Genomic DNA, 12739 nt, shown 5'->3' on the forward strand with positions numbered 1-12739 from the left:
TCAGCTACGGGCTGCCGCCAGTTGGGCAAGGTGGCCGGGCAGGTCGGTCCCGCGACCGGCGGCGTTGATCGTTTCGAAATAGTCGTGCCAGCCGGCCGCCGCGATGCCCGAGACCAGGGCATCAAGCGCTGCTTCATCGGGGAAGCGCCAGATGGCGAAATAGGACTGTGATGCGGCATGAAGCTTGCCGGCATCCACCTCGCCAAAGGCGATAGGCTCGACCCCGAGATCCGATAACTTGGCCATGCCATGGCCGACGGTCTCGAAAAACTGCTGCCGCGCGACGGCGTCAAGCGACAGCCATGTTCGCTTCGAGGTATAGAGTTCGCTCAGATAGTGGGGCATGCATTCTCTTTTCAGGATCAATCGATGGACCGAAGTGCGCGCTTGCAGATCCGGGCGGTGGCGGCGCTGTCTTGCTTGCGTTGCCAGGAGGCGCAGAGATCGCGAACCCAGTCGGGCCGGTCCTTGGCCGCGTCGTTCAGCCAGTTGCCGACGGAGTCCTGAACGTAGCGCGAGGGGTCGGCGTTCAACGGTTCGAGGATGATTAGTGCCATTTCCGGATTGTCTTTGAGCGTCGGGATATGGCTGCACCAGACCCCGCGGGGGCGCGTCGCTTCGCTTGCAAACCGGCGCAGACGGTCGGAGCGGGAGGCGGTCCAGCGGCCAAGAAGCGTTATCGCCGCTTTGAGATCGGCGGCGAGATGCGGCCGCACGGCCATCCAGGCCCATTCACGCACGCCGAAGTGCGGGTCGTCGGCAAGCGGCCGGATCGCTTCGAGGCGTTGTTCAAGCGTGAGCGCTGGATTTGCGCCGATCACGAAGCACGCCCAGCCCCTGACCGTGTCGGACTGGTGTTGCTGCAGCCTTGTCACTGCGCCATCGCCAAGCCGGCCGCGGATCAATCCTGCTGCGAGCGCCATGCGTTTGGAAATGCCGGTGCCGGCTATGGCGCCGATGCTGGCGAGTGCATCGTCGCCGACTTCCGGTACGGCCGACCGCATCAGCGCCGCGAAATCGACCGCGAGGCATTGGGTCAGCGTCGAGGTTTGCGCCGCTCCCGCATTCAACAGCGCGAGCCGTTGCGGGTCGATATCCTGCACGCGCCGTGGGGGAGGGCTCACGGCTCGATCTCGCTTCCAGCCGTCGTCAATACGGCCTTTCGGCCGGCGTCGGTGTTGCGCCACGCGCGCTGGATGAGCGTACTTAGCGTCTGTCGGTCGCGCTCGTCGAAACCGGCAAACAGCGATGCAATCCAGCGCGTGTGCGTGTCGAACAGCTCGCGCGCTGCATGCTCGCCCTTCGGCGACAACTGCACCAGCACCTTTCGGCGATCGTCCTTGCTCTGCTGCCTCGCGAGAAAGCCGTCCCGCTCCAGCCCGTCCAGAAGTCCGGTAACGGTTGCGCGTGTGACGCCGGCCCGATCGGCAAGCTCATATGGTGACAATCCCTGCGGCAGCTGGTGCAGCAGGAAAAGCAGAACGAACTTTCCCTCTGAGAGATTGTGTGGCGCGAGGCGCGCAGCACAGTCGCGATCGATGGCGGCGGCAAGTGCCATGACTTCGAAGCACAGACGCAGGTTGGCGGTTGGTAGGTGTCCGCGCTGTTCGGCTTCGGTGATCAGGGCGAGGTGCTTTTGCTCAAGTATATCCATAAGGCGCCATATAGTATGGCGCCAAATTAAGAGTCAATGGGTTCGCCGAAGGCACGCATGCGGGTTCGCTCGCGCCGCCGGTCAGCGTCTTGCGGGTGTTTAGAGCGCGATGGAACCGCGCATCGCAGTCATGCAGGCGCCGGCAATGCTGGTTTTGCCTACGGTGCCGCCTTGCTTGCTGACGCTGACCTCGATGATGCTTCGGCGCCCCATCTCGAAGCCTTGCTCGATCGTCAGATCGACGTCGATGGTCTCCTCGGGCAGAAGCGAGACGAGATAGGCGCCAAGGGCGGCTGAGGCGCTGCCGGTCGCCGGGTCCTCAATGACGTTGTCGAGCGGCGCAAACATGCGGGCGCGCAGCTGCCATGGATTTTCGGCCGAGCGGGCATAGAGGAACAGGCTGAAGCTGTCTTCGTCTGGCTTGTAGCGCCGATTGGCGGCCTCGAAGGCGGTGACGTTGGGACGCGCCGCCGACAGCGCGGCTACGTCTTTCAGTTCCGCGACCGCGAAGGGCAGGCCAACGGAAACGCGCACCGGTGCATGGTTGGCGGTGCTGACGACATCGGGTGCGACCATGGCGCAGGCGGCGATCGTCTCGACATCGATGCTGGGTCCGATGCTCAAGGCGCGCGGCACGACGATACGCGCCTCCTTCACCGCGCCATCGGCGCGCGACAGGGCGACCTCGACCAGGCCGGCGAGCTCTTCAAACCGCAGGTGATCGCCGGGCGCCCGGCCGAAAATCTCCGCCTGCTGGCCGAGCACGAAGGCGGTGCCGACATTCGGGTGTCCGGCGAAGGGGATCTCCATCGTCGGCGTGAAAATGCGCACCCGCGCGCTGTTGGCAGGATCCTCCGGCGGCAGCACGAAGGTGACTTCGGAATAGCCGAACTCGGTTGCGATCGCCTGCATCTGCGCATCGTTTAAACCCCGTGCGTCCGGGATGACGGCAAGCTGGTTGCCGGCGAAACGATTTTCAGTGAAGACGTCGACGGTGATGTAGTCGACGGAGTGCACGGGGGCAAAAGAAGTCATGAACGCTCGCTTCCGCTGGATGCGGCGGCGATCAGCGCCGCCTGATGGCCTGGATCGAAAGGCTTAAGGCAGGCGGCGAAACCGGCAAAGACACCAACTTGTCTTGGTGACAAGATCGGCATTTACACTCTACGGCGAGCGGCAAACCATGCGGGGGCCGCACGAAAAGGGGCCAATAAATGGCCCCTTGCGTCGTCTTCGACTTGGCTGACGGCGGCGCTCAGGCGGCCTTCTCCAGGTCCTTCTTCCAGCTGCCCTTGGCGGCCAGGCTGCACATTTCGGCGCGGTGCGAGAAGGCCCGCTGGCCGGCAGCGACGTTCTCGGCCTTGCCGTTCCAGGCGGACAGCGCTTCCTGCTGCAGGGCGCGGCCGTAGGAGAAGGTGAGCTTCCAGGGCAGATTGTGGGTCGCATTCATGGCCGAGAGATGGGCCGTCGCCTCCTCGGTCGTCTGGCCACCGGAAAGGAAGGCGATGCCGGGAACGGCTGATGGCACCGTGCGTCGCAGCACCTTGATCGTGCGTTCGGCGACTTCGGCGACGGACGCCTTGCGCGCCTTCTTGCCATCGATGACCATGCTCGGCTTCAGGATCATGCCTTCGAGCTTTACACGCATCTCGGCGAGCGCCTCGAAAGTGACGCGCAGCGTCCATTCGGTGACCTCCTGCGACCGGTCGATCGAGTGATCGCCCGGCGCGCCATCCATCAGCACCTCCGGCTCGACGATCGGAACGATGCCGGCTTCCTGGCAAAGGGCGGCGTAGCGCGCGAGCGCATGGGCGTTCGCCCTGACGGCACCTGGGCTCGGCAACGTGTCCGAAATGGCAATCACGCCACGCCATTTGGCAAAGCGGGCACCGGCCTCGTAATATTTCGTCAGGCGTTGTGCGAGCCCGTCGAGACCTTCGGTGATCGTTTCCGCCGGAAAATTGGTCATCGGCTTGGCACCGGCATCGACCTTGATGCCCGGGATCGACCCGGCGGCGCGGATGACGTCCACCAGCGGCGTGCCGTCGGCCGCCTTCTGGAACAGTGTCTCTTCGTAGAGAATGACGCCGGAAATGTACTTGCGCATCGCCTCGTCGGCGCGAACGAGCATTTCGCGATAGTCGCGCCGCGATGTCTCGGTCGATTCCAGACCGATGCCGTCGAAGCGCTTCTTGATCGTCGCCGTGGACTCGTCGGCGGCAAGCAGACCCCGGCCGTTTGCGACCATGGCAACTGCGATGTCTTCCAGTCTTTCGCTCATGTTTTTCTCCCTAGGTCACGATGATTTGGGCCGGGCCGGACCAAATCATAACCGTGATCGTTCCCAATAAGTAGAGCGGGATACGGACGGAAAAAGCAGGCGTTTTCCTCATCCCGCTCAGCGCCGATCAGCAAGGATCAGGCAACCACTGAAACCGTTTCGGGGCAATCGGTGCGCACGTGACCGCCACGCCCCCAAACAGGGCGTGAGTAACAGGGGAAATTGTCCGGGAAAAAGGCAGGAAAAGCGACTGAAACGATTTAAATAATTTTAATCGTTTGAATTATCTTGGTTTTTTCTGTGTCTCAGGCGCGCGGGTAACCCGCGCGCCTGAGCGCCTGACTTACTTCTGCTGCTTGAGGATGTCGACGCCCGGCAGCGGCTTGCCTTCCATCCACTCGAGGAAGGCGCCGCCGGCGGTCGAGACATAGCTGAAATCGTCCGTGACTTCGGCGTGGTTGAGGGCTGCAACCGTATCGCCGCCGCCGGCGACCGACACGAGCGATCCCTGGCGGGTGCGGGCAGCCGCATGCTTGGCAACGGCGACCGTCGCCTTGTCGAAGGGGGCGATTTCGAAGGCGCCGAGCGGACCGTTCCAGACCAGTGTCTCGGCCTTGGAGATCCAGTCGTTGACCGCAGCGATCGACTTCGGACCGACGTCCAGCATCATCGCATCCGCCGGGATGGCGTTGATCTCCACCACTTCATTGTCGGCGCCGGCCTTGAATTCGCGGGCGACAACGCCGTCTTCCGGCAGGACGATGGCGCAACCGGCTTCAGCCGCTGCAGTGATGATCGCCTTGGCGGTATCGGCGAGATCGTGCTCGCAGAGCGACTTGCCAACATTGACGCCCTTTGCGGCGATGAAGGTATTGGCCATGCCGCCACCGATGACGAGGGCGTCGACCTTCTTCACGAGGTTCTGCAGCAGATCGATCTTGGTCGAGACCTTGGCGCCGCCGACGATGGCAACGACCGGGCGCTTCGGCTGGCCGAGACCCTTTTCAAGTGCCTCGAGCTCGGCCTGCATCGTGCGGCCGGCATAGGCCGGCAGGTGGTGGGCAAGGCCCTCGGTCGAGGCGTGGGCGCGGTGCGCGGCCGAGAAGGCATCGTTGACATAGATGTCGCCGTTGGTGGCGAGTGCCTTGACGAAGTCTGGTTCGTTCTTCTCTTCGCCCTTGTGGAAGCGGGTGTTTTCGAGCAGCAGCACGTCGCCGTCGTTCATCTCGGCAATGGCGTTTGCGGCCTTGTCGCCGATGCAGTCGGCGGCAAAGTGAACGCGCTGGTCGAGGATGTCTTCCACTGCCGGTGCAATGGTCTTCAGCGACATTTCGGCGACCGGCTCACCCTTCGGGCGGCCGAAATGCGCCAGCAGAATGACCTTGGCGCCCTTTTCCGACAGTTCGCGGATAGTCGGCGCGACGCGTTCGATGCGGGTTGCGTCGGTGACCACGCCGTCCTTGACCGGCACGTTGAGGTCGACACGCACAAGCACGCGCTTGCCGGCAATGTCGGTCAGGTCGTCGAGGGTCTTGAAAGTCATCAGATTGTCTCCGGTGATAGTCTCTGGAAAAGGGTGGGGTAGTCGATGACGAGGCCGTCCTCGTCCACGGGCAGGTCTGCGGCAAAGCTGCGGTCCTCGGCCTCGTAGCGATAGAGCCTGCCATCATCGAAGCAGGTATAGTGCTGGCCGTCGACCACCGGTTCAAAGGTGTCGAACGGCACGTACAGCATTTTCAGCCGCGCCTTGCCGGCCTTGCAATCAAGGCCGAGACGGCGGATCGGCAGGGTGTTGGTGAAGGGCGTGCCGGCAAGGTCGATGTCGATGCATCCGTCGAATTCGGGCAGCGCCGTGCCTCCCGACGTCGCCCATTGGCCCGGAGCATCCGAGCGCAGATGAAGGCTCCGGCCATCGGTCGTATCGACCATGAGCTTTCGAACCAGCCATCCGGCATCGCAATCGATCCGGTAGCGCACACCGTAGGGCGTGCCGCCGCGGTTGCCGATCAGAACGCCAACGGCGCGGATGACCGCGCCGTTGGCTGTGTCGATTTGCGTCAGCGTCAGATGTTCGAGCCCTTCCCCCTCCAGCGGACGCCAGCGGACCGTCGTTTGGGAAAGGGCGCGAAACATCGGAGTTAGATGAGCTTGCTGAGCGCAACCGCAGTGTCGGACATGCGGTTGGAGAAGCCCCACTCGTTGTCGTACCAGGTCAGGATCGACACGAACTTGCCTTCCATCACCTTGGTCTGGTCCATGTGGAAGACCGAGGAATGCGGGTCGTGGTTGAAGTCGATCGAGACGTTCGGAGCGAGCGTGTAGCCGAGGATGCCCTTGAGCGGGCCGTCAGCAGCTGCCTTGATCGCAGCGTTGATCTCTTCCTTGGTGGTTTCGCGCTTGGCGACGAACTTGAGGTCGACGACCGAGACGTTCGGGGTCGGAACGCGCATGGCGAAGCCGTCGAGCTTGCCCTTCAGTTCCGGCAGAACCAGGCCAACGGCCTTGGCAGCACCGGTCGAGGTCGGGATCATCGACAGGGCTGCAGCGCGAGCGCGGTACAGATCCTTGTGCATCTGGTCGAGCGACGGCTGGTCGTTGGTGTAGGAGTGGATCGTCGTCATCATGCCGTGGTCGATGCCGATGACGTCGTTCAGGACCTTGGCGACCGGTGCAAGGCAGTTGGTCGTGCACGATGCGTTGGAGATGACGAGGTGATCCTTCGTCAGCTTGTCGTGGTTGACGCCGTAAACGACGGTGAGATCGGCGCCCTCGGCCGGAGCCGAAACGATGACGCGCTTGGCGCCGGCTTCCAGGTGTGCGGCTGCCTTGTCGCGGGCGGTGAAGATGCCGGTGCATTCCATCGCGACGTCGACGCCGAGTTCCTTGTGCGGCAGTTCGGCCGGGTTGCGGATCGCGGTGACCTTGATCGGCTTGCCGCCGTTGATGATGATCGCATCGCCTTCGACCTTCACATCAGCCGGGAAACGGCCGTGGATGGAATCGAAACGCAGCAGGTGTGCGTTGGTCTCGACCGGGCCGAGGTCGTTGATGGCAACGACTTCAATATCCTTGCGGCCGGATTCAACGATGGCGCGCAGCACGTTGCGGCCGATGCGGCCAAAACCGTTAATGGCGACTTTCACTGTCATATCGGGTCTCTCCCTGTCTGAATGGCATGGTCGGAAAAAAGCGGGGCGCGCTTTCACGCGCGCCCCGCGGCTTGATCAGGAAAGCTTGGCTTCCGCAGCGGCGACGACCGCCTCAGGCGTGATGCCGAAGTGCTTGTAGAGTTCCTTGTAGGGACCGGAAGCACCGAAGGACGACATGCCGATGAAGGCACCGTCGCTGCCGATGAAATGATCCCAACCCTGGCGGATGCCGGCTTCGACGGCGATCTTGACCGGCGAGTTGCCGATGATCGCCTGCTGGTAGTCTTCGCTCTGCTCGGCAAAGAGTTCGAAGCAGGGGACCGAGACGACGCGGGTCGCGATGCCCTTGGCGGTCAGCGCCTGGCAGGCCTTGACGGCGATTTCGACTTCCGAACCAGTGGCGAAGATCGTCACCTTGGCGTCGCTTGCCGAGATCAGGTCGTAGGCGCCGCGAGCGCAGAGGTTCTCTTCCTCATACTCGGTGCGCACGGCCATCAGGTTCTGGCGGGTGAGCGCGATGCCGGACGGACGGTTGTGGCTTTCAAGCGCCAGCTGCCAGCACTCGGCCGTTTCCGTGGCGTCGGCCGGGCGGAACATCAGGAGGTTCGGGATGGCGCGCAGCGCCGCCATGTGCTCGACCGGCTGATGCGTCGGGCCGTCTTCGCCAAGGCCGATGGAATCATGCGTCAGCACGTGGATGACGCGGATGCCCATCAGGGCGGCCAGGCGGATCGACGGACGGCAGTAGTCCGAGAAGATCAGGAAGCCGCCGGAGTAGGGGATGATGCCGCCATGCAGTGCCATGCCGTTCATCGCTGCCGCCATGCCGTGCTCGCGCACGCCGTAGTGGATGTAGCGGCCGGAGAAATCGTCCGGGGTGATCGACTTGGTCTGGCTGGTCTTGGTGTTGTTGGAGCCGGTCAGGTCGGCCGAGCCGCCGATCGTTTCGGCCAGAACGCCGTTGATGACTTCGAGCGCGTCTTCGGAAGCCTTGCGGGTTGCCGGCGACGGCTTGGTCTCGGCCAGCTTGCGCTTGTAGTCGTCGATGGCCGACGACAGGCGGCCTTCGAGTTCGCCGGAGAAGCGGCGAACGAACTGTGCCTTCTTCTCGGCGTCGCTCTTGTCGAGGCGCTCTTCCCAGTCCTTGCGGGTCTTGGTCGAACGCAGGCCGGCCAGGCGCCAGGCGTCGAGCACGTCGGACGGAACGACGAAGGCTTCGGATTCCCAGTTCAGTGCCTTGCGGGTGGCGGCGATTTCCTCGGCGCCGAGCGGCGAACCGTGAACCTTGTGGGTGCCGGCCTTGTTCGGCGCGCCGAAACCGATCGTCGTCTTGCACGCGATCATGGTCGGCTTGTCGGACTTCTGCGCCTGTTCGATCGCAGCGGCAATGGCTTCCGGATCATGGCCGTCGACGGCAATGGTGTTCCAGTTCGAGGCGCGGAAGCGGGCGTGCTGGTCGGTCGAGTCGGCGATCGAGATCGGGCCGTCGATCGAAATGTTGTTGTCGTCCCAGAAGACGATCAGCTTGTTGAGCTTGAGGTGGCCGGCAAGCGAAATCGCTTCCTGGCTGATGCCTTCCATGAGGCAGCCGTCGCCCGCGAGCGCATAGGTGTAGTGCTCCATCAGGTCGGCGCCGAACTCGTCGCGCAGCTTGCGCTCGGCGATCGCCATGCCGACGGCATTGGCAATGCCCTGGCCGAGCGGGCCGGTGGTCGTCTCGATGCCGGCGGCGTGGCCATATTCCGGGTGACCGGCGGTGCGGGCGCCGAGTTGGCGGAAATTCTTGATCTCTTCGATGGAGATGTCTTCGTAGCCCGTCAAATAGAGCAGCGAATAAAGCAGCATCGAGCCGTGACCGGCCGACAGCACGAAGCGGTCGCGGTTCGGCCAGGAGGGGTTTTTGGGATCGAAGCTGAGGAAGCGCGTGAAGAGGACTGTCGCTATGTCAGCCGCACCCATGGGCAGGCCGGGGTGACCTGAATTTGCCTTCTCGACGGCGTCCATGGAGAGGAAACGGATCGCATTCGCCATCCGGTCGTGTTTTTCGCGAGAGATCATGACTGTTCCGTTTTGAGTTCGGTGGTCAGGGGACGGTCTCTATCCTCCAAAGACCGTGCAAGAAGCGGCAGACAAATAGCATCTGCGCCGCGCGAGTCAACAAATACAGGCCTTTTGCGGCCATTGGCAGCATGGTTTTCAAGGGGTGATATCGCGTCGCAGCAGAGTTTTTGCGCTGCGGCCGGATGAGCCGGCTATACAAACCATCCACAGCTTCCGTAATGCTTTGCTACAGTTGGCATTGTTGAGATTTGCGTAATAGGTTTAAAAAGGAGTGAGCCGAAGCGGCGGACGGGATGCTGGCGATTCGGCCTCACGGGCGAGGTATCGAAAAACATGCCGGCAAAGACGGTCAAAGCGGCGATCGACGAACTGAAGAACGCGGTTCAGTCCCTGGAAAACGCGATCGACAGCCGTTTTGACAGGGAACGCGATCTCGGCGAGTTCGAGGGCGAGGTCCGGCGGGTCAATTCGGACCGGTCGCGACTGGCACAGGAACTCGACCAATCCCAATTCCGGGCAAACCGACTTGAAGAGGTCAACCGCGAGGTTTCCCGACGCCTCGTGACGGCGATGGAAACCATTCGAGCGGTGCTCGACCGCTGAGGTTTAAGCGACATGGCGCAGGTGACAGTATCGATCGACGGCAAGGCCTATCGCATGGCCTGCGAAGAGGGACAGGAAGATCATCTGATCGAACTGGCCACCAACTTCGATCAGTATGTCGGTCATTTGAAGACGCAGTTCGGCGAGATCGGCGATCTGCGGCTGACGGTCATGGCCGGCATCATGGTCATGGACGAACTCAGCGAAGTGAACCGCCGGCTGAAGGCGCTCGAAGCGGAAGTCGACACCCTCAAGCGGGGGCGCGACAGTACCCTCACCGACCAGGCAAGAAGCGAGGAGCTCCTGGCCTCGGCGCTGAGCGAAGTCACCTCGCAAATCCACACCATTGCCGCCAAGCTCAATGGCCGGGCAACGTCTTCGACAAACTGAGCTCTTTCGTCGGGCTGCCACTGGCGCGAAGCAGGGATAGGCTCTATATGTCGGATGCGGTCTGCGCTTCCCGACAGGATCCACAATCCCCGGGGCCTTACTCGATCTCAAGGGAGCTGTCCCTGGCCGGGCTTGTGGGCTCGGACATATGGCGCCCACCTACTTTGTAGGCACCCGGGATCGTAAAATATCCATCGGTTGGGTGGATCGCACCTCTTCCCTCTTCTCCATCAGTCTTAACCGGCGGCAAAAGCGCTGCGGATGGCGTCGGCCATCGCGTCGACGGTCTGCGAGCGCTTGCCGGGTCGGGTGCGCAGTACGACGTTGGAAAAATCGATGACGCTGAAGCCGTCTTCTTCGGTCAGTTCGCGGCAACCGGCCGGTATGGCGCTGCGCGACAACGGCGCAATGGCAAGCCCCGAGATCACGGCGGCGATCAGGCCGTTGCTGGTCCGGCTCGCATAGGCGACGCGGCTTTCGTGCCCACGATTCCACAGGCTCTTCATCGCAAGGTCATCGCACCACCCTCCTGCCAGATAGGTATAGGTGGCGATCGGCAGGGGCTGGCGTTCATGGGCCGCGTGCTGGTCCGAGGTCACCCATACAGTGGGATCGATCATGAGGACTTCGTTTTTCGTCGGTCCGCCAGGCTCGAAAACCACGGCGATGTCGATTTCGCCGGCAGCAAGGGCGTTGACGTTCGACATCGACACACCCTGCTGTACCGTCACCTCCACGCCGGGATGAACGGCGGCGAAGGCGCCCAAGGCTTTCGGAAGCGTGGAGTTGATGTATTCCTCGGAGATGCCAATCCTGACCGTTCCGTCGAGCGCCGGCTGGCGCATCGATGCCGCGGTATCGTCGAGCAGAGCCACGATCCGCCGGGCGTTGTCGACGAGACGCAAGCCCTGCGCCGTCGGCACCACGCCGCGCGAATGACGCTCGAACAGCGGGTCGCCGAGCATGTCCTCGAGTTTCTTGAGTTGCATGCTGACGGCGGACTGTGTGCGGCCGATGCTGTCGGCGGCGCGTGTCAGATTGCCGGCGTCGGCAACGGCGAGAAAGGTTCTGAGCAGATCGCTGTCGAGGGGGACGGACATTGTCTCTACCATCAGAGTTTCTGATGGCAGTCATGCTTGCAATTCGTTTGTCAGATGTCAACGAGGCGAGGACAATTAGCCGGTCCTATAGACATCAAGGCTGTCCCGATGAGCGTTCTTGCTCTTGTCTTCTTCTCCGATCTTCACACCACCATCCGTGCCCGGCTCGTGTCATCAAGTCGCTGGATGCTAATAGCCGCTTCCGTGGAGCCGCGGCCTGCGATCCCACGCGACAAGCCGCATCTGCTGCACGATGCAGGGCGCCGTGAGCTGCGGTTCGACGACCGCTGGCGGGAGGGTTTGGGCAGGGATGCGGTCTATCGGTCGCTCTGGATGTTATGAAATAATATCGAGACGGGCGGCGCGGAAAATCGCTTCTGCAAGATTGCCCGCCTGCAGCTTGCGCATGGCGTCCTGCAAGGCCCTGTCGATGCGGTCGAGGGGAATGTCGGTCTCGCGCATCATGTCCTGACGGGTGCGGCCGCGGGCGGCCAGCGTCAGGCAACGCAATTCCAACGGATCGAGTTCGATCATCTGGTCCTTCATGGACGTCGGCTTTTCCACTGCTGCCTGCAGGAGCGCGTCCATACATCGAACGCGGGCATTAGTTCCTGCTAATTATTTGAAATCACGACTGTATTTGCACGCGGCCCCACTCATGAGAAAGCGGAACCGTTGTCCATGATGAACGGAACGCTAACTCTGTGCCGTTGCGGGAATGCGCTGTTCGACTGTCGCAAACTGTTGCAAAACCGGCGGTGACGTGGTTCGAGCTAAAGGCCGCAACGCGCTATGCCACAGGCGTCGAGGCGGGAAATCGATCGGTCCACGATGTTCTGTTTCATTTTGGGAAAAGAATGTGCGGGCGGTCGAATATTTGCGCGCAGTCTGTCGGAGGGGAATGATGTCACCAAAGGATCTGAAGGCCGCTCTGCGCAAGGAGAAGCTGGCGCTTCGCGACGCGATGGCGCCGGAGAGCCGCATCGAGGCAAGCCTGACCATGGCCGATCACGCTGGCGACGTCATTGCGCTCGATCCCGGCCATATCGTTGCCGGCTTTTGGCCGATCCGTTCCGAGATGGACATCCGGCCGCTGATGGCGCGCCTTCGGGATCGCGGCGCGCGGCTCTGCCTGCCCGTAATCATCGACAAGAAGACGATCGTGTTCCGCGAATTGCTCAATGGCGCTTCCGTCATCGAGACCGGTTTCGGCACGACGGGGCCTGGCCCGGATGCGCCGGAACTCGACCCCGATATCATGCTCGTGCCACTGTCGGCCTTCGATGCGACCGGTCATCGCATCGGCTACGGCGCCGGATATTACGACCGCGCCATCGACAAACTGCGCAACAAAGGGCATCTGCCGAAGCTGATCGGGATTGCATTTGACTGCCAGGAAGTGGCATCAGTGCCCGCTGAACCGCACGACGTCGCGCTGGACGCCGTCCTCACGGAGAGCGGATTTCGACATTTCTAGAGGGTTTCAGGCAATCTACGGATT

General features: G+C 62.4%; 15 protein-coding genes and 1 other RNA gene. 5 read left to right on the forward strand and 11 right to left on the reverse strand.

Features of this window, described 5'->3' with window-relative positions; all coding sequences use genetic code 11:
• From ASD00_RS06735 to tkt, 9 genes are all read right to left on the reverse strand, one after another.
• Entirely contained in the window at positions 1-345 is a 345-nt protein-coding gene (locus ASD00_RS06735; RefSeq protein ID WP_057205678.1) for a DUF6616 family protein, read from the reverse strand.
• 17 nt (positions 346-362) lie between these two features.
• Positions 363-1124: a DNA alkylation repair protein gene (locus ASD00_RS06740; RefSeq protein ID WP_057205680.1), complete on the reverse strand. Its 762-nt coding sequence runs from the start codon at positions 1122-1124 to the stop codon at positions 363-365.
• Positions 1121-1654: a MarR family transcriptional regulator gene (locus ASD00_RS06745; protein ID WP_057205682.1), complete on the reverse strand. Its 534-nt coding sequence runs from the start codon at positions 1652-1654 to the stop codon at positions 1121-1123. Before ASD00_RS06745 ends, ASD00_RS06740 begins: the two co-directional genes overlap by 4 nt.
• A gap of 99 nt (positions 1655-1753) precedes the next feature.
• A complete protein-coding gene (locus ASD00_RS06750; RefSeq protein WP_057205719.1) occupies positions 1754-2671 on the reverse strand; it encodes a PhzF family phenazine biosynthesis protein in 918 nt (305 codons plus the stop codon).
• 238 nt (positions 2672-2909) lie between these two features.
• A complete protein-coding gene (locus ASD00_RS06755; protein ID WP_057205684.1) occupies positions 2910-3935 on the reverse strand; it encodes a class I fructose-bisphosphate aldolase in 1026 nt (341 codons plus the stop codon).
• A gap of 343 nt (positions 3936-4278) precedes the next feature.
• Positions 4279-5478, reverse strand: a complete 1200-nt coding sequence (locus tag ASD00_RS06760; protein ID WP_057205686.1) for a phosphoglycerate kinase — start codon at positions 5476-5478, stop codon at positions 4279-4281.
• On the reverse strand, positions 5478-6068 hold the full coding sequence (locus ASD00_RS06765) for a putative glycolipid-binding domain-containing protein (RefSeq protein WP_057205688.1): 591 nt from the start codon (positions 6066-6068) through the stop codon (positions 5478-5480). Before ASD00_RS06765 ends, ASD00_RS06760 begins: the two co-directional genes overlap by 1 nt.
• Before the next feature lie 5 nt (positions 6069-6073).
• Positions 6074-7084: a type I glyceraldehyde-3-phosphate dehydrogenase gene (gene gap, locus ASD00_RS06770; protein WP_057205689.1), complete on the reverse strand. Its 1011-nt coding sequence runs from the start codon at positions 7082-7084 to the stop codon at positions 6074-6076.
• A gap of 75 nt (positions 7085-7159) precedes the next feature.
• Entirely contained in the window at positions 7160-9142 is a 1983-nt protein-coding gene (gene tkt, locus ASD00_RS06775) for a transketolase (protein ID WP_057205691.1), read from the reverse strand.
• A gap of 336 nt (positions 9143-9478) precedes the next feature.
• On the opposite strand from tkt, the gene ASD00_RS06780 reads away from it, so the two are divergent.
• The 3 genes from ASD00_RS06780 (at position 9479) to ssrS (ending at position 10351) form a co-directional block, all read left to right on the forward strand.
• Positions 9479-9748: a DUF4164 domain-containing protein gene (locus tag ASD00_RS06780; protein WP_025424756.1), complete on the forward strand. Its 270-nt coding sequence runs from the start codon at positions 9479-9481 to the stop codon at positions 9746-9748.
• A 12-nt stretch (positions 9749-9760) separates the two neighbouring features.
• The gene (locus ASD00_RS06785) at positions 9761-10138 is read left to right on the forward strand and encodes a cell division protein ZapA (RefSeq protein ID WP_025424755.1); all 378 of its coding nucleotides are present in this window, start codon (positions 9761-9763) and stop codon (positions 10136-10138) included.
• 55 nt (positions 10139-10193) lie between these two features.
• Positions 10194-10351, forward strand: a non-coding RNA gene (gene ssrS / locus ASD00_RS38065) — 6S RNA.
• A gap of 23 nt (positions 10352-10374) precedes the next feature.
• Here ssrS and ASD00_RS06790 read toward each other — a convergent pair.
• Positions 10375-11238: a LysR family transcriptional regulator gene (locus ASD00_RS06790; protein WP_063963232.1), complete on the reverse strand. Its 864-nt coding sequence runs from the start codon at positions 11236-11238 to the stop codon at positions 10375-10377.
• A 108-nt stretch (positions 11239-11346) separates the two neighbouring features.
• Here ASD00_RS06790 and ASD00_RS06795 point away from each other — a divergent pair, with 108 nt between their 5' ends.
• On the forward strand, positions 11347-11580 hold the full coding sequence (locus ASD00_RS06795) for a hypothetical protein (RefSeq protein ID WP_057205693.1): 234 nt from the start codon (positions 11347-11349) through the stop codon (positions 11578-11580).
• On the opposite strand, the gene ASD00_RS06800 is transcribed toward ASD00_RS06795, so the two are convergent.
• A complete protein-coding gene (locus tag ASD00_RS06800; protein WP_234907902.1) occupies positions 11575-11772 on the reverse strand; it encodes a transcriptional regulator in 198 nt (65 codons plus the stop codon). The genes ASD00_RS06795 and ASD00_RS06800 overlap by 6 nt on opposite strands.
• Positions 11773-12142: 370 nt before the next feature.
• Here ASD00_RS06800 and ASD00_RS06805 point away from each other — a divergent pair, with 370 nt between their 5' ends.
• Positions 12143-12715, forward strand: a complete 573-nt coding sequence (locus ASD00_RS06805; RefSeq protein ID WP_057205722.1) for a 5-formyltetrahydrofolate cyclo-ligase — start codon at positions 12143-12145, stop codon at positions 12713-12715.
• Positions 12716-12739: the final 24 nt, after the last annotated feature.

The organism is Ensifer sp. Root31 (assembly GCF_001424825.1).
Lineage (GTDB): Bacteria > Pseudomonadota > Alphaproteobacteria > Rhizobiales > Rhizobiaceae > Ensifer > Ensifer canadensis.

Excerpts from the sequence above, each read along its gene's own strand:
- ASD00_RS06735 (WP_057205678.1), bottom strand. The coding sequence starts at position 345 with ATGCCCCACTATCTGAGCGAACTCTATACCTCGAAGCGAACATGGCTG.
- ASD00_RS06745 (WP_057205682.1), bottom strand. The coding sequence starts at position 1,654 with ATGGATATACTTGAGCAAAAGCACCTCGCCCTGATCACCGAAGCCGAA.
- ASD00_RS06755 (WP_057205684.1), bottom strand. The coding sequence starts at position 3,935 with ATGAGCGAAAGACTGGAAGACATCGCAGTTGCCATGGTCGCAAACGGC.
- ASD00_RS06760 (WP_057205686.1), bottom strand. The coding sequence starts at position 5,478 with ATGACTTTCAAGACCCTCGACGACCTGACCGACATTGCCGGCAAGCGC.
- ASD00_RS06765 (WP_057205688.1), bottom strand. The coding sequence starts at position 6,068 with ATGTTTCGCGCCCTTTCCCAAACGACGGTCCGCTGGCGTCCGCTGGAG.
- gap (WP_057205689.1), bottom strand. The coding sequence starts at position 7,084 with ATGACAGTGAAAGTCGCCATTAACGGTTTTGGCCGCATCGGCCGCAAC.
- tkt (WP_057205691.1), bottom strand. The coding sequence starts at position 9,142 with ATGATCTCTCGCGAAAAACACGACCGGATGGCGAATGCGATCCGTTTC.
- ASD00_RS06780 (WP_025424756.1), top strand. The coding sequence starts at position 9,479 with ATGCCGGCAAAGACGGTCAAAGCGGCGATCGACGAACTGAAGAACGCG.
- ASD00_RS06785 (WP_025424755.1), top strand. The coding sequence starts at position 9,761 with ATGGCGCAGGTGACAGTATCGATCGACGGCAAGGCCTATCGCATGGCC.
- ASD00_RS06790 (WP_063963232.1), bottom strand. The coding sequence starts at position 11,238 with ATGTCCGTCCCCCTCGACAGCGATCTGCTCAGAACCTTTCTCGCCGTT.
- ASD00_RS06795 (WP_057205693.1), top strand. The coding sequence starts at position 11,347 with ATGAGCGTTCTTGCTCTTGTCTTCTTCTCCGATCTTCACACCACCATC.
- ASD00_RS06800 (WP_234907902.1), bottom strand. The coding sequence starts at position 11,772 with ATGATCGAACTCGATCCGTTGGAATTGCGTTGCCTGACGCTGGCCGCC.
- ASD00_RS06805 (WP_057205722.1), top strand. The coding sequence starts at position 12,143 with ATGTCACCAAAGGATCTGAAGGCCGCTCTGCGCAAGGAGAAGCTGGCG.